The organism is Nocardioides sp. Root240 (assembly GCF_001428825.1).
Taxonomy (GTDB): Bacteria; Actinomycetota; Actinomycetes; order Propionibacteriales; family Nocardioidaceae; genus Nocardioides.
In genome coordinates, this window is the sequence record NZ_LMIT01000016.1 from 71,109 (window position 1) to 89,668 (window position 18,560).

At 73.2% G+C, this 18,560-nt stretch carries 12 protein-coding genes; 3 read left to right on the plus strand and 9 right to left on the minus strand.

Annotation, left to right across the window (positions count from 1 at the left end; genetic code table 11):
• Both ASE20_RS23205 and ASE20_RS23210 read right to left on the minus strand, forming a co-directional pair.
• The gene (locus tag ASE20_RS23205; RefSeq protein ID WP_157538560.1) at nucleotides 1–447 is read right to left on the minus strand and encodes a hypothetical protein; all 447 of its coding nucleotides are present in this window, start codon (nucleotides 445–447) and stop codon (nucleotides 1–3) included.
• Nucleotides 448–464: 17 nt separating this feature from the next.
• A complete protein-coding gene (locus ASE20_RS23210) occupies nucleotides 465–917 on the minus strand; it encodes a hypothetical protein (protein WP_056896964.1) in 453 nt (150 codons plus the stop codon).
• Between the two features lie 103 nt (nucleotides 918–1,020).
• Here ASE20_RS23210 and ASE20_RS23215 point away from each other — a divergent pair, with 103 nt between their 5' ends.
• A complete protein-coding gene (locus ASE20_RS23215) occupies nucleotides 1,021–2,259 on the plus strand; it encodes an MFS transporter (RefSeq protein WP_200952927.1) in 1,239 nt (412 codons plus the stop codon).
• On the opposite strand, the gene ASE20_RS23220 is transcribed toward ASE20_RS23215, so the two are convergent.
• The 3 genes from ASE20_RS23220 to ASE20_RS23230 are packed head-to-tail and all read right to left on the minus strand — an operon-like array spanning nucleotide 2,252 to nucleotide 4,677.
• Nucleotides 2,252–3,124, minus strand: a complete 873-nt coding sequence (locus tag ASE20_RS23220) for an exodeoxyribonuclease III (protein ID WP_056896965.1) — start codon at nucleotides 3,122–3,124, stop codon at nucleotides 2,252–2,254. The genes ASE20_RS23215 and ASE20_RS23220 overlap by 8 nt on opposite strands.
• A gap of 16 nt (nucleotides 3,125–3,140) precedes the next feature.
• A complete protein-coding gene (locus ASE20_RS23225) occupies nucleotides 3,141–4,112 on the minus strand; it encodes an NAD-dependent epimerase/dehydratase family protein (protein WP_225869141.1) in 972 nt (323 codons plus the stop codon).
• 7 nt (nucleotides 4,113–4,119) lie between these two features.
• Complete coding sequence (locus tag ASE20_RS23230) at nucleotides 4,120–4,677, minus strand: NYN domain-containing protein (protein ID WP_056896966.1); 558 nt, start codon at nucleotides 4,675–4,677, stop codon at nucleotides 4,120–4,122.
• A 215-nt stretch (nucleotides 4,678–4,892) separates the two neighbouring features.
• Here ASE20_RS23230 and trxA point away from each other — a divergent pair, with 215 nt between their 5' ends.
• The gene (trxA, locus tag ASE20_RS23235; RefSeq protein ID WP_056896967.1) at nucleotides 4,893–5,252 is read left to right on the plus strand and encodes a thioredoxin; all 360 of its coding nucleotides are present in this window, start codon (nucleotides 4,893–4,895) and stop codon (nucleotides 5,250–5,252) included.
• The gene (locus ASE20_RS23240) at nucleotides 5,249–6,301 is read left to right on the plus strand and encodes an LLM class flavin-dependent oxidoreductase (protein WP_056896968.1); all 1,053 of its coding nucleotides are present in this window, start codon (nucleotides 5,249–5,251) and stop codon (nucleotides 6,299–6,301) included. The genes trxA and ASE20_RS23240 overlap by 4 nt, the downstream gene beginning before the upstream one ends.
• Before the next feature lie 48 nt (nucleotides 6,302–6,349).
• Here the strand turns inward: ASE20_RS23240 and ASE20_RS23245 are convergent, their stop codons facing one another.
• The 4 genes from ASE20_RS23245 to ASE20_RS23260 all read right to left on the minus strand — a co-directional run bounded on the left by ASE20_RS23245 (nucleotide 6,350) and on the right by ASE20_RS23260 (nucleotide 18,490).
• The gene (locus ASE20_RS23245) at nucleotides 6,350–6,544 is read right to left on the minus strand and encodes a hypothetical protein (RefSeq protein ID WP_157538559.1); all 195 of its coding nucleotides are present in this window, start codon (nucleotides 6,542–6,544) and stop codon (nucleotides 6,350–6,352) included.
• 122 nt (nucleotides 6,545–6,666) lie between these two features.
• Nucleotides 6,667–12,702, minus strand: a complete 6,036-nt coding sequence (locus tag ASE20_RS23250) for an IPT/TIG domain-containing protein (RefSeq protein WP_056917975.1) — start codon at nucleotides 12,700–12,702, stop codon at nucleotides 6,667–6,669.
• A gap of 1,787 nt (nucleotides 12,703–14,489) precedes the next feature.
• Nucleotides 14,490–18,092 carry an AAA family ATPase gene (locus ASE20_RS23255; protein WP_056896971.1) on the minus strand — a complete coding sequence of 1,201 codons (3,603 nt, stop codon included), beginning with the start codon at nucleotides 18,090–18,092 and terminating at the stop codon, nucleotides 14,490–14,492.
• A gap of 209 nt (nucleotides 18,093–18,301) precedes the next feature.
• Complete coding sequence (locus tag ASE20_RS23260) at nucleotides 18,302–18,490, minus strand: hypothetical protein (RefSeq protein ID WP_056896972.1); 189 nt, start codon at nucleotides 18,488–18,490, stop codon at nucleotides 18,302–18,304.
• Nucleotides 18,491–18,560: the final 70 nt, after the last annotated feature.

The following is an 18,560-nucleotide window of genomic DNA, read 5'->3' on the forward strand; positions in this document are numbered from 1 at the left end:
CTACTCCTCGCCGCACACCTTGAAGCCGTAGTCCTTCGCCAGCTGGTTGGCCTCGTCGAAGCCGGCGTCGCCGGTCAGCGCCTTCTCCGGGTCGGCCCGGAGCGCCTTCACGGCGGCGTCGAGGGAGTCGAGCATCGCCTCGACGTCGTCGGCACCCTCGTCGGGCTCCGGCAGGGAGCGCAGCGCCTTCGCCTGGGCGGCGACCTGCGGGACGAGGGTGTCGGTGACGAAGGCGACGACCTGGTCCTTCGTCGGCTCGCCCGGCATCTTCTTCTCCGCGGCAGCGATCCGGTCGTTGCCGGACGTGCAGATGGCGTCGCCCTGGATGATGAACTGCGCCTTGGTGATCGTGACGCCACGGTCACCGCCGTCCTTGGCGGAGTCGTCGGAGCCGCACCCGGAGAGGAGCAGGCAGGCAACGGCAGCAACAGCGAGCACCGGCTTCATGCGCAGACCGTAGCGGTTCACGACTGGTTGCAGACCTTGAAGCCGTACTTGGTCGCGATCCGGTCGCCTCTCGCGGTGAGGACCTTCATCCGGACGACCTCCTTCAACGGATCTGCCTTGATCTTCTCGACCGCTTCCTGCCACTCGTCGAGCATCTGGTCGATGCGGGGCACGTCGGCGCGGGGCGGCTCGAGCGCCCGGAGCGCGGCGAGCTGGCTGTCCATCTCGGGGATGAGGACGTCCTCGACGTAGGCCCGCAGCTGCGCCCGGGTCGGGTTCCTCGGCACGGGAGCAGCGGTGGCGGCGAACTCCTTGCTGCCGTCACGGCAGATCGCGTCGGCCTGCTTGATCAGCTGGGCCTTCGTGAGCGGCGGCGAGGCGGGCGGCTTCGCGCCGACCTCCTCGTCGTCCTGGCACGCAGCCAGGAAGGGTGCGGCGAGCAGCAGGACGAGGGCGGCGAGCTTCTTCACATTTCCTCCGGGTCCGGGACGACCGCGCCACTCTACGGCTTCCGACGTCCACATCCCGGAATAATCTGTCTCAATTTCTGGATCCTTGTGCTTCACTGAGTCCATGGAACCGACCACCACCGCGCCCGCCCGGACGGTCACCCCCGCCCGGCGCTGGGCGATGCTGGCGGTCGGTACGACGGGCCAGGCATCGTCCGCGGCCATGGTCACCGCGCCGTCCTTCCTCATCCCCGAGCTGCACCGGCCGGTCGCCGAGGGCGGCCACGGCATGGCGCTCGCGGAGGCAGGGCTGGTGGCCTCGGCCGCGATGGCCGGGATGATGGCGACGCTGGTGCTGTGGGGCGTCGTCGTCGACCGGAGGGGTGAGCGGTTCGCGCTGCTCGCCGGACTGCTGATCGCCACCACGGGCGGCGTCGTGGCCACCGCGACGGGTGAGCCGTGGCCCATGGCGGCCGCGCTGTGCTTCGCGGGTGTCGGGGCGGCGGCGACGAACTCGGCGTCGGGCCGCGTCGTCGTCGGCTGGTTCCCGCCGGAGCAACGTGGCCTCGCCATGGGGATCCGGCAGACGGGCCAGCCGCTGGGGGTCGGGCTGGCCGCCGGGACCGTCGCCGCGATCGCCCACGGCCACGGCATCGGGCCGGCACTGTGGGTGCCGACGGTCGCGACCGCCCTGAGCGCGGCCCTGGTCGCCCTCGTCGTCATCGACCCGCCCCGACCGCCGCGCGCCGAGGCAGCCGCCGTGACCAACCCGTACCGCGCCGACTCCTTCCTCACCCGCGTCCACGGCGCCTCGGTGCTGCTCGTCGTCCCGCAGTTCCTCGTCTGGACCTTCGGCCTCACCTGGCTGGTCGAGGACCTCGGCTGGGCGCCCGGCGTCGCCGGCCTGGTCGTCGCCGGCACCCAGGTCGCCGGTGCCGCCGCGCGGATCGGGGCCGGCTGGGCGTCGGACCGGGTCGGCAGCCGGATGCGCCCGATGCGTGCGGTCGCCGTGCTGGCCGCGGGCACCATGGCGCTGCTCGGACTCGCCGCCGGGCTCGCCGGTCCCGACAACCCGGTCGTGACGGGCGCCGCCGTCCTGCTGCTGGTCGTCGCCTCCGCCGTCACCGTCGCCGACAACGGTCTCGCGTTCACGGCCGTCGCCGAGCGCGCCGGGCCGTTCTGGTCCGGCCGGGCCCTGGGCCTGCAGAACACCGCGCAGCACGTCGCCGCGGTCGCCGTACCTCCGCTCGCGGGGCTGGCGATCAGCGCCGGCAGCTACGGCGCCACCTTCGCGCTGGCCGCGGTGTTCCCGCTGGTCGCGGTGCTGGTCGTGCCGGTCCGGGACGAGCGCGGGGTCAGCTGAGGTCGTAGTCGACGACCACCGGCGCGTGGTCGCTCATCCGCACGCCGAGGTGGTTCCGGTCGACCTGGAAGGCCCGTGCCGTGCGGGCCAGGCGCGGGGTGGCGAGGTGGTAGTCGATGCGCCACCCGCGGTCCTCGTCGTAGGCGCGGCCCAGCCAGCTCCACCACGAGTACGGTCCCGGCGCGTCTCCGTGCAGCTGCCGCACGACGTCGACCAGCATGCGGGGGTTGATCTGCGTGCCGATCCACTCCCGCTCCTCGGGCAGGAAGCCCTCGACCTGGTTGCTGCGCTTGAAGGCCGCCACGTCCTGGGGCTGGTGGGCGACGTTGAGGTCGCCGGTCAGCAGGAACTCGCGGCCCTGCGCGGCGGCGGCCTTCCGCGTCGCGGCGAGGTACCGGGCGAAGCCGGCGAGGAAGTCCATCTTGCGCTGGTACTTCGCACCCCCGTCCGGCGCCTCGCGCATCCGCTTCGGGTCCTGGAGGTGGGCCGGCAGCCCGCCCTTGGGCAGGTAGAGGCTCGCCACGGTCAGGGGTACGTCGGCGAGGTCCACCTCGACGTACCGGCCCTCGGTGACGTGCTTGCGCAGCGCCCGCGGGAGCGGGCGGGCCGGGTCGGGGTCGGCCCAGGTGCGGACGGCGGCGGGCGGCTGCCGGGTGAGGACGGCGACGCCGTTGCGCCCGGCGAGCTGGCCGGCGTCGTACGTCGCGTGGAAGTCGCCGAACGCCCCGTCGGGCAGCGCGTCGACCGGGCAGCGCACCTCCTGCAGGGTGACCACGTCGCAGCCGCGGGTCGCCAGCCAGTCGTCGAAGCCACGGCGGTGCGCGGCGCGGATGCCGTTGACGTTGGCGGTCGCGATCCTGAGCACCGGGCGATGCTAGGGACTAGGCCTCCTGCTCGCGCCACCGGGTCAGCAGGTCGGCCTCGCGCTCGCGGGTGATCCCGCCGATCCGCGCCGCCGGGTCGGACTCGAGCCAGACCCGGGTGTCGCGTGCGGTCTCGGCAAGGGGGCGGACGACGAGGCCGGCGTCGAGGGCCGGCTGCGCGTCGTGGGCCAGCATGCCGTCGTAGGCCGGGCGCGGGAGCCAGACCGGGATGCTGGCGGGCCCGGTCCACGGCGCGACCCCCTCGGCCTCGAGGAAGGCGTCGGGCAGCCAGGTCACCGTCGCGTCGGGTGCGACCGCGGCGAGGAAGTCCGCGAACGGCAGCGCCGGACCGACGGCGTCGTAGGTGCCGGCGAGGCGCTGCTCGGCCGCGGTGACCGTCCAGGCGGCGAGGTCACGGACGTCGATCACCTGCACGCGGGCGGAGGGCTCGCCCGGGCCGACGAGCTCGCCGGTGTCGCCGGCGCGCCGGGCCCAGTACGCGAACCGGCCGCTGGGGTCGCCCGGCCCGACGATCAGCCCGGGCCGCAGCACCGCCGCCGACGGGACCGCGTCGAGGACCAGCTGCTCGCAGGCGATCTTGAGGCCGCCGTACGCCTCGGGGTCGGCCGAGTCCTCGCCGATCGCGTCCTTCAGCGCCCCGACCCCGGGCCCGCCGGGATCGGCGTCGTCGGCGTACACCGAGATGGTCGAGACGAACACCCAGTGCGCGTCCGGTACGGCGACCAGGGCTCGCTCCACGTGCGACGGCTGCCGCGCCACGTCGACCACCGCGTCGTAGGGCCCGGCGTCGAGCAGCGCGGCCGGCGCCTCCTCGTCGCGGTCCCACCGCACGGTGGTGGCGCCGGTCGGCACCGCTCCCGAGCGCCCCCGGTTGGCGCAGACGACGTCGTGCCCGCGGCGTACCGCCTCGGCGGCCACGGCGCGCGAGAGGAACTGGGTGCCCCCGAGGACGAGCAGCCTCATGGTCATCGGCAGGTCACAGGAAGAGCGTCGGGTCGAACTCGTCGATCGGGATGATCCGGACCCGCGGCAGGCGCTCGTTGAACGCGTGCACGTCGTACTCCATGTCGAAGAACTCGAGGCCGCGCTCCTGGAGCTGCGCGAACGCCGCGTTGCGGAACTCCGCGAACCCGACGAGGCCGACCCTGCGGCCGTCGAGCAGGTCCTCCATGTGGTTGACGAAGTCACCGTCGTTGCTGACGAGGACGACGTCGCCCTCACGCTTCTTCAGCTCCGCGAGGGTCTTCTGGATGGCGATGTCGACGACCTTCTGGCCGGGTCCACCGGACAGCGGGATCGGGCGGAAGCCGATCGCCAGCAGCGCCTGCACGAACGACATCGGCAGCTCGCTGTTGGCCGCCAGGAAGAACAGGCCGTTGGTGTCCTGCCCCCACTGCCGCTCGACGAACTGCAGCAACCGCTCCCAGCGAGGCCGCTCCTCCGGCCGCGGTCGCCGGCCGAGGATCGAGGTCCCCAGCGTCGCGTCGAGGTTCTCCCCGTCCACCAGGACGTGGGTCGTGCGCGTGTCCGCCATGACTGGACCCTAGCCCTCGGCGCCCGTGCCTGCGTCCGCGCCACCGGAGCTTGTAACTCGGTGTTCGGTGGTACCACCACGGAGTCGTGACCGGTCAGGACCCCGTGGCAGATGTTCCGAACACCGAGTTACAAGCGCAGCCGCTGCCGGGTGGCAGGCTGGGCCGGCGGGACCGCACGAAGGAATCGATCACCACCGAAGGGCGTTGAACCACCATGTCCACCATCGACCTCACCGCCGGCAACTTCGAGCAGACGGTCCTCGACAACGAGATCGTCTTCGTCGACTTCTGGGCGTCCTGGTGCGGCCCCTGCCGGAACTTCGCGCCGATCTACGAAGCGGCCGCCGCGTCGCACGGCGACCTCGTCTTCGGCTCGGTCAACACCGAGGAGGAGCAGCAGCTCGCGGGCGCCGCGCGGGTGACCTCGATCCCCACGCTGATGGCGTTCAAGAAGGGCCAGCTGGTCTTCTCCCAGGCCGGTGCGCTGCCCGCGCCCGCACTCGAGCAGGTCATCGCCGCGGTCCGCGGCTTCGACGTCGACACGGCCCGGGCGGGCGAGGCAGGCGAGCAGTGACCGACCTGGTCTTCGGGCTCGACACCTTCGGCGACGTCACCCTCGACCCCACGACGGGCGAGCGCCTGGACCACCCGCAGGTGATCCGCAACGTCGTGGAGCAGGCCGTGCTGGCCGACCAGGTGGGCGTCGACGTCTTCGGCATCGGCGAGCACCACCGCGCCGACTTCGCGGTCACCAGCCCCGAGATGGTGCTGGCCACGATCGCCGCGCGCACCGAGCGCATCCGGCTCGGTACGGCGGTCACGGTGCTCAGCTCCGACGACCCGGTCCGGCTCTACGAGCGGTTCGCGACCCTCGACGCGCTGTCCGACGGCCGCGCCGAGATCACGATGGGCCGCGGCTCGTTCACCGAGTCCTTCCCGCTCTTCGGCTTCGACCTCGCGCACTACGACCAGCTCTTCAGCGAGAAGATCGACCTCTGGGCCGCCCTCCAGGGCGAGCAGGAGGTCACCTGGGACCGCGGGGAGCTGCGCCCGCCGCTGCGCAACGCCCGCCTCTACCCGACGACCGAGCGCGGCTCGATCCCCACGTGGATCGGCGTCGGCGGCTCGCCCGAGTCCGTCGTCCGCGCGGCCACCTACGGCTTCCCGCTGGCGATCGCGATCATCGGCGGCGAGCCCGCGCGGTTCGCGCCGTTCACGGACCTCTACCGCCGCGCGCTCAAGGAGTTCGACCGACCGGCACTGCCCATCGCGGTCCACTCGCCCGGCTTCGTCGCCGACACCGACGAGGAGGCGCGCGAGTCGATGTACCCGCACTTCCAGGAGAGCCGCAACCGGATCGGCGCCGAGCGCGGCTGGGGTCCCGGCACCCGAGCCCAGTACGACGCCGAGGTCGACGACGGCGCGCTCTTCGTCGGCGCACCGGAGACGGTGGCCCGCAAGATCGCGAAGGCCGTCCAGGACCTCGGGATCCAGCGCTTCGACCTGAAGTACAGCAACGGCGCGATGCCGCACCCGCAGCTGCTGCACAGCATCGAGCTGTTCGGCACCCAGGTCATTCCGCGGGTGCGGGAGCTGCTGGCCGAGGCGCCCGTCAGCGCGTGACAGCAGGCCCGGGCGCCCCCCAGACGCCCCGGCCTGCTGTGGTCCGGGTCAGATCTTGACCCGGACGCCGTGACCCTCGACGTCGTCGTCGGCCTCCGGGACGACCGGCCGGAGCCTGCCGGCGTGGCCCTCGACGTCGTCGTCCTCGGACGGGGCGACCTTGCCCTTGATGGCGTGGCCCTCGACGTCCTCCTCCGCCGCGATCCGGCCCGACGTGATGCCCTCGTCGATCGGCTTCTCCATGACCATCCCCTGCTCTCGTCCCTGCCAGCGGGCCGGTTGCTCCCTGGCTGATGGCTCCATCCTGCTCGCCCGGACGCCCGCTCTCTGTCGGCTCCCGAACACTCCGGAGGTCGGGCTCACGACTATCCCGTGACGGCGAAGACCAGCGGTGAGCGAGCTGTTCCACCAGAGGTCCACACCGTCACGTAGCCCGTGACGGCATCGGCCGGCACAGCGATCGTCAGCGAGGACGCGGTGCCCTTGACCACGGGCGCGGGCCGGCCGTTGAACCACACCGTCGCCCCGAGCAGGCCCGAGCCCTGGATCGTGACCGGCACGCCGGCGGGACCGTTGGTCGTCCCCGCACTCGTGCGGACGCCCGTGATCTTCGGGGCCGGGCTGGCCGTGATCGCGACGACCTTCGGGGACTCGGCCGTGCCGAAGGGCGTCACCACGCGCACCTTGCCGGTCGCCGCGCCGACGGGGACGACGACCTGCAGCGACGTGGCGGTCCGCGTCAGGACCGTGGCCTCGAGGGCGCCGCCGTTGACGTACACCCGGGCGGCGAGCAGGTTCTTGCCGCCGATCGTGACGGTCGCGCCCCGCAGCGCACTGGCGGGCGCGGACGTGACGGCCGGCGCGCCGGTCGGGTCGATCCGCAGGGACTTCGAGACCGCGCTGCCGCCCGGCGTGAGCACCGACAGCGTGCCGGTGAGCGCGCCCGCCGGCACGACGACCTTGACGGCGGTCGCGGTCCGCGACACCACCTGTCCCGGCAACGTCGCGTTGTTGAAGCGCACCTTGGCGGCGAGCAGGTTCTGCCCGGACACCGAGATCGTGGCGCCGACCACCGCACTGAGCGGGACCGACGAGACGACCGGCGGCGGGGTCGCACTCACCGTGAAGGCCTTCGTGCTGGTGCCGGTGCCCCCGGGCGAGGTGACCGTCAGGATCCCGGTGGTCGCACCGGCCGGCACCCTCACGGTGACCTGCGTGGCCGTCCGCGCGACGACCTCGGCCGGGGTGGTCACGCCGTGGAAGCGCACGGCGGCCAGCCACAGGTTCTTGCCCGTGAGCACGACCTGGGTGCCGATCGGACCGCTGGCCGGGGAGAAGCCCGTGGCGCTCGGCACCAGAGGCGTCGGCGGCCGGTTCGGTACGACGACCTGCGAGCGCACGGTCGCCGTACCAGCGGCCGTCACGGCGCTCACGTCGAAGAAGTACGTCGCCCCGTTGGTCAGGCCTGTCACGGTGAACGCGGTCGCGGTCGTGGTGAACGTCCGGCCGTCGCTCGCCCTGACCAGGTAGTGCTGGAGGTCGTCGGCGCCCACCGCCGGCGGTTGCCAGGTCAACGCGACCTGCGCGTTGCCGGGCACCGTGTCGAACCCCCGCACCTCGCTCGGCGCCACCGGGTCGTGGGCCGGAGTCACCTCGACCGTGGTGCTCCCGCTCGCCTGTTCGCCCTGCGGGTCGGTCACCGTCACGTGGACGACGTGGTCGCCCTCGGACGTGTAGGTGTGGGCGAGCGCGAGGGAGCCGTTGACCACCGCCACGGCGGCCGGAGCCGTGCCGTCGCCGTAGTCGACGACCGCGGTCAGGCCGGCGCCGTCGACGTCCGACGCCTGCGCTGAGGCGGCGTACAGGTCACCGCTGCGGACCGTGGCAGCTGCGGGCATGGTCAGCTGGGGCGCGGTCGAGACGACGGTGGCCCGGGCCTCGGTGGTCGCCCCGGTCTGCCCGGCATCCCGGGCGGTCGCCTCGACGGTGATCTCGTCGCCGACGTCACCGTTGCCGGCCACGCCGAGGTCCAGCGTGCTGGTGCCGGACGACTGCCAGCCGGTGTCGAGGACGACACCGCCGTTGACCCGCCACACGTGCCGCACCTGGGTGGCGTCCCCGTCCGGGTCGGAGACCTCGCTGGTCGCCGTGAGCGTCGCGCCGGTGGTGGCCGTCGCGCGGTCGAGGCTGACGCCGGCGTACGGCGGGACGTTCTGCCGGACGGTCAGCGCGAAGGTGTCGGACGCGCAGCGGTCACCGTCGTCGCAGACGGTCAGGGTCGCGGTGTTCGACCCGACCGTGCTCGGCGCGACGTCGACGAGGACCTTGCCGTCGCGGACCGGGACCGGCTCCGGCCCGAGGCCGGTGTCGAGGGTCGCCGTCCACGAGGTCGAGTCGGCGTCACTGATCGTGACCTCGCGGGTGAGCCGGTCCCCGAGCTCGAGATCGGCATCGGCGCCGGCATCGATGCTCGGCCGGACCGCGGACACCCGGTTGAGGGCGCCGCGGTTGCCGGACAGCGCCACGTTGCCGGCCCCGTCCACAGCCTGGGCGAACCAGCGCAGCGTGCCGCCGGCGCCGACGTCGGCGCTGCCGGTCCAGGTGGTGCCGGACCGGGTCAGGTCGCCGTCGGCCGAGTCGAGGACCTGCCAGGTGCCGCCCGCCGTGGTCTGCGTGAGCACGACGACCCGCTTGACGCCGGAGGCGTCGGTCACCGGCACCGAGAAGGTGGCCGTGGAGCCGTTCCGCGCGACCGTCGGCTCCTCGATCTCCGGCTTGCGGTCGTCATCGCCACCGCCGTAGAAGACCTCGACACCGGCGTGGGTGAACCGTTCTTCGGTCGCCGTCACGTCGCCGGTGACCGGATCGGTCGTCATGTCGACCCGCGCCGGCAGCAGGACCAGGTCCTGGCGTACGCCGTCGGGGGTGCGGTAGCGGTTGACGTTGGTGAACGTCGACGGGAAGGACCCCGATCCGTCCGGCCCGGACGCCGCGGCGTCCTCTCCGACGACCGGCGCGGCGACCGCCGGGTCGACGTCGTCCACATCGGTCGTGAGCTCGGTGACCAACGCGTCGTGGGCGCGCTGCCCCGCGACCGTCACCGGCACGCTGGTGCGTGGCAGCAGCGGACGGTCCGCGACGACCTGCGGCTCCTCGCCTGCGACCGTCGAGTACGTCCGGTCCCCGACCGTGTGCCGCTGGAAGGTGGGGTCGAAGTCGAAGGATGCCGCGACCAGGCCGGTGGCCGGGTCGGAGTGCGTGGTCGGCGCCGGCGGGTCGGCCGTGTCCGCGACGGGGTCGGCGAAGCGGTACATCGGCAGGCCGTAGAAGGTGGCCTGCATCAGCACCTTCTCGTCGTAGTTCGAGTAGAGGCCGAGCTCGCCCAGGTAGGCCTGCTTGGCGTACATCAGCGCCTGGCCGGCCGACTGGTGCCCACCGACCCGGTTCGCGTAGAGCGCGAGCAGGCGCTCGGTGAGGCCCTGCACGTTGTCGTCGGCATAGCCGTAGCCGGTGTTGCCGACGTAGACCGCCTTGCCGGCGAGGCTCTCGGTCCAGTCGTCCGTGGCGCCGCCGAAGTAGCGGTTCGGCAGGTTGAGACCGGCGTGGCAGCCCAGCGTGAACAGCAGCCGGCCGGCGAGCCGGTCGACGTCGTAGTCGTCGGTCGTCACGATCTCGTCGGACCCGGTGAGCAGGCGCGAGGGGTCCATGTGCGCGTGGATCGCGGCCACGTCCGGCGTCGCCCCGCCCGACGGGAAGAGGGCGTCGAGCAGCTGCGCCTTCGACCAGTCGTCGGGCGACAGGTGGGTGGCGTCCATGCCGCGCTGGTCGAGGACGGCGTCCAGACCTGCGCCTGCGTCGGCCCAGGCGCCGTACCCGGCGGTGAGCGCGGTGTCGAGGTCGAGCTGCCCGCCGACGGCCGGGTCGCGGTACTGCGCGAGCGCGGCGTCGATCTGCGCGGGCGTCTCGACGAGGCGGCCGACGGCGATGTCGGGCACGTAGAGGAAGCGGTCGAGCCACGGGATCGGGTCGAGGTCGCCGTACGGGTCGTCGGTGAGGAGGTACGAGCCGAACGCAGCCGCCGACAGCGGGGTCGCGCACGGGTCGACGTCACCCGCGGCCACCGTGGGGCAGGCACCGCCGCCGGGCGCGTTGGCCCTGCGCAGGTCGCCCTCGAAGGTGCTCTCGTTGCTGCGCTGGACGGTGTCGGGGACGCGGGCGAACGGCAGCAGGTCGTCGGACCCGACCACGGTGATCGACGCGACCGTGTCGCGCGCCGGTGAGCCGACCGGCCCCAGCTTGGCCCGGACGATCGCACCGATCTGCTGGACGACCGCGTTGACGGCCGCCACCGAGCAGGGGTTCTGGTCGGCCTCGTTGCGGGCCGTCACGTAGCCGGCGTAGCGGTCGAGCTCGATCACCTGGCCAGACACACCCGGCGCGTGGGCCGCGAAGTCGGCGAGGTGGTCCATCGTCGCCGGTCCCGCAGCCGGGTAGGCGTCGACGAGGCGGGTGCGGTCGACCAGGAAGAGGGCGTCGGTGCCGGCCGGCAGGTCCGCGGCGGGCGTCGCGAGCGTGCCGGGGGCGGCGTACCCGGGGTCGGTGACCGCGGGGCAGTGCACCTCGGGCTTGGGAGTGATGACGGTGTAGCGCAGGTTGTAGGGGCGGTAGGTCCGGTCGACCGGGCCCGACACCTTGATCAGGTACGAGCCGTCGGCCTGCGTGCTCACCTGCTCCCGGGCGGTGCCGGGGACGGTCGAGGTGTCGACGGTCCGGTAGCCGTCCGGGGCGTCGGCGACCTCCAGCGGCGCGGACTGCTGGTCCTCCTCCGACGGGGTCCCGTCCTCGACGGGGACGCCGTCCAGTCCGACGGTGTCCGGCGGCGCACCGCTGACGGACCCGCCTGCCGACGTGAGGCGGAACAGGCCGAGGTCGACGTCGGCGGCCATGGGATCGACGGACACCACGATCCGCGAGCCCGCGGGCTGGGCGGGGATGCGGTAGTAGTCGTTGTCGATGGGGTCGGTGGGCTTGGGTTGCTGGTAACCGCCCACATATCCCAGATGTCCGAAGTACATGATGTCCGGCGAGATCGTCGGAGCGTTCGACGGGTGCTCCGAGCCCTCCCCGACGGCGCCCTGGTAGGGGCTGGCGCCACCGTCGTACACGGTCTCCGTGCCGTTGTAGAAAGGTGGCGCGCTGACGCTCGACACCTCACCCGCTGCGGTGACCTGTGGTTCGCCCGAGGTGTCGGGATCACCGCCGACCTCGACACGGAGGTCGCCCGGCCCGAAGTTGAGACGACCGACCGACGTGAGCTCGATCTGGACGGCGGTGCCCGGCGCGACGTCTCCGATCGCCAGCTCGACACGGCCGCCGCTGAAGGTGGTCGCGGGGTCGATCTCCCCCACACCGGCGGGACCGGATGTGGACACCCTGAGCTGTGCGTCGACCCTGCTGTTCAGCATGGTGCTGGCCGGGAACACGATGCTGACCCGGACGTCCGCGATCGCGTCCGAGGTGTCGCCGCGATCCGCGACGAATCCCAGGGTCCACGTCCCCCCCGTGATCGGGTCCTCGGAGGGGTTGTACTGGGCGGCCGCCCGGGCTTCGGAGAGGTTCACGCCCTGCAGCGGCAGGTCCTCCCACGGGTAGTAGCTGGGGTCGACCAGGGAGAAGAGCAGGTCACCGAAGGTGACGTCCTGGGGTACCCCGGAGGCCAGGTCTGCGAGGGTTCCCGTCGCGCGCAGCGCCTCTGCGTTCTCCCGCTGGGCGGAGCCGAGCGTGTAGTCGCCCGGGCACGCGGATCCCAGGGCGGAACAGTCGACCAAGGCGGTCCGTGCTCCCGACGAGAGGGCATCCAGCCGGACGTCGCCCAGCGGTGTGCCGGTGAGGTAGGTGCCGCGGGCTGTGATGTCGGCCAGCGCGGTGTCGGTGGGGTCGAGCGTGACCAGCGGGACATCCCCGAGCCGGGTCCGCGCCAGGTCGACGCCGCCGGCATCCAGCGAGGAGGCCACGGTCGCAGCATCGACCGTCACCCCGTTGCGCAGCTCAGGGCAGGAGAAGCCCTGGGCCTGGATCTCGCCGCACCACGCCGCGAGCCGGCCCGAGGCACCGCCACCAGCACCCGGCAACGCGATCGCTGACAGCGGCTTCGCCCCGAGCACCACGGCCGCGAGCGGGATCCTGCCGACCACCGACCCGTCGAGGTCGAAGTCGGCGTAGGTCAGCGCGCGGATCGCGAGGGTCTGCGGACTGGTCGGGTGGTCCTCGAGGTACTGCAGGACGTCGCCGACGGTGACCTGCTGCAGGGGCCCCTCAGCCAGCGGGGTGTCGGCGAGCAGGGCAGTCCAGCCACCCGGACGCAGCAGCGCGTACGACGTGATCGGGCCGGAGCGGGCCATGGGACCCGACCGCGCCATGGGACCCGACCGCGCCATGGGACCCGAGCGCGCCATGGGACCCGACCGCGCCATGNNCGGGGCCGAGGCGAGTGCCGAGCCGCCGGATCGCAGCCCGGTCGCCGGCAGGTCCCTGACCCGGATCTGTCCGAAACGCTCGTCGAGCTGGGTCTGGAGGGGCATCAGGAGATCGAGATCGGCACCGTCGATGCCGAGGGCGTAGACATCGCTGAGGGCCTGGCCGTCCTCGTCCGCGAGCACGGCGGTGGTCGCCACGACAGCCGTCCGGCCGGAGGCCGAGAGGGCGAGCGACGACGCGCCGCCGATCCCGAGCGGGGTGGTGGAGAGGGTGGTTCCCGCGCCCTGCACCAGGGGGTCACCGTCCTCCAGGGTCACCCGGGAGACGAAGGCCTCGCCGTCCGCGTTCGTGAAGGCGACGCTCCGGGACGCCGAGGCGGCCTGCAGGTACAGAGGCGTGGTCGCGCCGCCCATCGCGGCGTCCGGCGTGACGAAACCGTCGCCGCCGTAGGCCGGGAATCCGTACCGGCGCATGTGGACGTCGTGGAACCGGATGCCGGGGACCCCGTTGGGGCGGGCGACGTCGTAGAACAGTGCGGTGCCCGTGAGGATCGGGTGGGACGCGTCGTACCCGGTGGGGGCACCGCTGGCCCAGTAGGCACCGAAGCCGCGGGACACCGACAGGGCCTGTCCGCCGCCGAGGACCGCGGAGCCTGCAGAGGCGTCGCTCGCCAGCGCGATGATGTCGCGGGACGAGGCGACCAGGTGCTGGCTGACCCCGTCCGGGGCGTCCTCCCAGCCCTGACCCGTGGTGAAGGCGACGAGGTCGCCCGCTGGCGAGATGGTCGGCTCACTGCTGTCGGCTGCGAAGTCCTCCGAGGGCTGCGTCGCGTTGCGGTTCGGGATCAGCTGGCTGGCCAGGAGGAGGCGACGGTCAGCCGGGCGAAGGACTCCCGCAGCGGTGCGCTCGTCGAACATGCCGTTGGCGTTGACGTCCCGATCGAGCCGGTAGACGTTGCGGACGTCCGGATCGGCGTGCGCAGTGAGGTTGTTCGCGTCCGAGGAGAAGGCCAGGTAGCGCCCGTCCGCACTGAGGTCCGGCTCGCCGCTGGCGCCGCCGGCGGGCTGGCTCCCGTCGGCCGCCAGGACCCGGGTGACCTGGTCGGTGACCGTGTCCTTGACGTAGACGTCGCGGACCTCGTTGGTGTCGGGGGAGTTGATGTCGAGGTTGGTGGCGCTGGAGGCGAAGGCGACGTACCGCCCGTCGTCGCTCACCGTGGCTCCCGAGCTGGGGCCGTTCGCCTGGGCACCGGTCGAGGCGACGCTGACCCGCCGCGTCGTACCGGTCCGGCGATCGGTGAGGAAGACGTCGGACACGCCGTTGGTGTCGCCCGCCACGAGGTTCGAGGCCGCCGAGGTGAAGGCGACGTAGCGCCCGTCGGAGCTCAGGTCGGGATTCGTGCTGGCGCCGTTGCCCGCCGCTCCGGTCGCGTCGACGCTGACCAGGGTCGGCGCCGAGGGCGCCGCCTGGGTGGGCGGTGCGACGAGCACCACCGCGAGACCGCTGAAGCCGAGTGCACCGACGGCCGCAGCCGCGACCGTCCGCCGATGTCCACGCATGACCTGTTCTCCACGTCCTGTCGACGCGGCCCCCACGACCGCAGCTCACCCCCGAGACGCCCTTGCACTGTCCCACAGGAAGGGGGGCCGCGGTGTCGGGTCTCGGACGATTTGTCCGTCGGGTCGCGAACGGACAGGGCAGGGGACCCGTGCTAGACGCAGCCCAGTCCGTCGAGGACCTGGTCCGCCTCCAGCTGCTGCTCGGCAGAGCCCAGGGCACGCAGCGTCAACGCCCGGTCGTACGGCGACGGGTCGGCCGCCGCGAGCCGCAACGCCTCCTCGCGGAAGTGCTCGGCGTCGACGGTCCCGTCGTCGATCGTCGCCAACGTCGTGCACACCCGCATCCGGTGCAGGGAGGTGAGGTCGTCGCGGGCGAGCAGGCCGGTCGCCCGTTCGAGCGCGTCGACCACGCGACCGCGGTCGGCCATCACCTCGACCTGCCGGGTCGCGAGCTCGTCGATGATGAACCCGTCGTGCCGGCCTGCTTCCGCAAAGCGGGCCGCCGACTCGGAGAGGCGCCGGTCGGCCTCCTCCAGGTCACCGGCGAGGCGGAGCACGATGCCGAGGAAGCAGGCGGCGTGGGCGGCTGCCAGCGGCATGTCGAGCGCGATCAGGGTCGCGCGGGCACGTTCGAGCAGCTCCCGGGCCTCGGCCAGCTGGCCCTGGTAGCCGAGCAGCTCGCCGATGTTCATCTCGTTGATGGCGACGTTCGACACGTCACCGATCCGTTCGGCGATGTCGAGGGAGAGTCGCCAGCGCTCGACGGCGCCGTTCCAGTCGCCGGCGTAGAAGAGCGCGTAGCCGACGTTCACGGCGAACCGGGTGAGGTGGTAGAGGTCGCCGATCTCCTCGAACATGCGCAGCGGCAGGTCGCCGTACTCCCCGTCGGTGCCGTCGATCTCGACGGCTGCGGTGTCGTGCAGTGCGTACGCGCGGGCCAGCAGGCGCGTGCGCTGGGGCGACTCCGCCAGGCGCGCGGCCGTCTCGCTGGCCCGGCGCGCGACGCGCAGGCAGTCGGCCGACCGCCCCTGCGCGTAGCGGACCCCGGCCTCCAGGAGGTCGATCTCCGCGGACCACTCGAGGCGGCGCTCGCCGTGCAACGGCCGGGCCAGCGCCCGGGCACGGTGGGCGGCGCGGAGCGCTGCCTCGTAGTGACCGTCCTCGCGGCGCACCATGCCGAGCTCGTAGGTCAACGACGTGGCCAGCTCGGGGTCGGTGACGCCTCGCCGGGCCACGGCGTAGCAGCGCGCCGCGTCGGCGTAGCTGCCCAGCACGACGGACGCCGCGCCCTCCTGGACGTAGAGCTCCCGCAGGTCGGGCATCCCCAGCCCCGACCGGCGCCCGGCGGTGATCGCCCGTCGGCAGAACTCCGCAGCCTCCTGCGGGGCGTGCCGCTCGGTCGCGGCCGCGGCAGCGTCGCGGGACCACGCGAAGGCGGCGGGCCAGTCCTCGCCGGCGAAGGAGTGCAGGGACAGCATCGGGAGCCGCGCACTGCCCACCAGGTCGGCGTGGTCGGTGATCACCGCGGCGGCGGCGCGGTGCAGCTCCCGACGTCGCCGGAAGGTCAGCTGCTCGTAGGCGACCTCACGGTGCACCTCGCGGTGGAACACCACGTCGCCGTCGACCACTCCCAGGAAGTCGGCGAGCCGCTCCGTGGGGAGCCCGCCCGCCAGCCGCTCGAAGAGCGCCCGGGGCACGCGACCTCCCCAGACCGACGCCCTGCGCAGCAGGTCGCGATCGCCGGCGGCGAGGGCGTCGACCCGCGCGGCGACCAGCTCCTCGACCGTGGCCGGCACCGTCGCGAGCGAGCCGGCGCGAGCGAGCTCGAGCAGGAACAGGGGGTTGCCGACCGCTCGGCCCACCAGCAGCTCGATCTCGCTGGGTCGCAGGGCCGATGCCGACGCGGCGGACAGCAGGCGCCCGGCGAGCGCCGGCGCCAGGGGCTCGAGGGCGATCGAGCGGGTGCCCCGCAGCCCGCCGTCCACGTCGCGTCGCGTGAGCAGCACGAGCATCGGCAGGTCGGCGGCGAACACCCGCTGCAGCAGCTCGGTGGAGGCGGCATCGGCCCACTGCGCGTCGTCGATGACGACCAACGTCGGCGCGACGTGCGCCCGCAGCACGTCGGCGACCACCGCGGCGGTCCGCGCCACCACGAACCGCTTGTCCAGCTCGAGCACCTCGTCCGTCATCGCCACCTCGGCGTCGACCACGGCGGCGACCAGGGGCGCCCACGGGTGCGGCACGAGGCCCGCGAGCCGCTCGCCCGCGTCCCGTGCCGTGGCGTCGAGCGGGATGCCGAGGAGGGTGCGCAGGAGACGGCCGGTCGTGGCGTGGGGGACCGCGGCGCCGTAGGGATCGAGGGTGATGGTGGCCAGCGGGAGGTCCACCGACGCCAGGGCCTCGCGGACAAGGCGGGACTTGCCGATCCCGGGCTCGCCGACGACCTCGACCGCCCCCTCGGCCCGGTCCGCGCCGTCGGCGAAGCGCGTGACGGTCGTCCTCAGCTCGGTGAGCTCGGCCTCCCTCCCGACGAACGCGGCGTCGGAGGTGGATCTCTCGCGGTGACCACGCGAGCGTCGTACGACGGCCGCCTCGACCGGCTCGGCCTTGCCCTTGAGCGCGAGCTCGCGCAGCTCGTCGGCCTCGACGTCGAGGCGCGCCCGGTCGAGCACGGGGAGGTGCACGAGGACGGTGCCGTCGTCTGCCCGGGCGGTCAGCCGGGCAGCGAGGTTCGTCGCGTCACCCATCACGGTCCAGGTACGACGGAAGGGCGCCCCGACAGAGCCCGCGAGCACCTGGCCCGCCGCCACGCCAGCGCGCACGCGCAGGCCGGCGTCCGAGCCCACGATCCCCAGCAGTGCCTGGACCAGCCGGCCCTCCGGGTCCTCGAGCGCGACGGGCGCACCGGCGGTCAGGAAGTAGCGGAAGCCACCCCGGGCGAGGTCGGTGTCGAGCAGGGTCGCACCGGTCTCGGCGCAGGCGCGCTCGACCTGTGCCGTGAGCTCCTCGATCCGCTCGGCGTGGTCACCCTCGCCGAGCGCGACCTGGACGAAGCCCATCGCGGCCCGCCGGTGGTCGGACTCCGCGCCGAGGAGGTCGGGGCGCTCGGCGAAGCAGGCAGGGAGGTACGGGGCGACGTCCGTCGTGCCCTCCGGCCGCGCGGGCTGCCCGGCGATCGTCGTCGTCGTGACGAGGCGGCCGGCGTCGGCCCAGCCGGGCGGCAGCTGCGCGGCCGTCTCGTCGCTCAGCAGGATCTCGCCCGGCCTCGCGTGGTCCTGCAGCTCGAGCAGGCGGTCGACGGCCGCGCCGTGGAGGACCAGGTTGCGGTGGACCCCGCCGGTCAGGAGGCAGTGGTAGGCACCGCTGTGGATGCCGACCGACATCCGCAACCGGGCCCGCGCGCCCGCCAACCGCACCGACCCGATGCGATCGAGGGTGGCGCGCATCGCGTCTGCGGCGTGACAGGCACGCGCGGCGTGGTCCTCGCCGTCGTACGCGACGAGGAGGGCGTCACCGGCGAACTTGACGACGTCCCCGCCGTCGTCGGACGCGGTCAGCAGCGCGGTGAAGACCGTGGTGAGCTCGGCGATCAGCTCCTCGGTGCCGATCCGCCCCCGCGCCGCGAGCTGCTCCGACAGCGACGTGAAGCCGGACAGGTCGACCAGGACGGCGGTCGCTTCGTGGGTCCAGCCCGGTGGCGCGTCCGGCGTGCGGCTGCGCAGCAGGCGCGGGACGTACGACGCGGGGTCGAGCACGCCTCATGCTAGAGCCGTCGGTCGAGGCGGGCGCCCAGGCGCCCGTCACGAGATCCCCGGGCCCGGTGCACCCCACCCGCCCGACGCAGTCCCAGCACCACGGCCAGCGGTCTCGTGACGGTTGCTGCGCCCCCTCCTCGACCAACGAGGTGGCGGCGCCGCGGACCAGCCCCACACCGGTCCCGCGACGCCGCCTGTCCCCGGGTTGGTCAGATCTTGATCCGGATCCCGTGGCCCTCGACGTCGTCGTGCCCGTCGTCGGTGAGCCCGCTGCGCTGGTGGCCCTCGACGTCCTCCTCGACCTCCAGGCTCCGCCGGAACGGCATGTGACCCTCGACGTCGTCCTCCGCCACGATCCGGCCGGAGCTGATTCCTTCGTCCATCGGCTTCTCGTTCATGACGATCCCTGCTCTCTGTCCTCGGTGCCGGCGCTTCCGGCGATGACTGAAGTCTGCTCCGCTCCGCACT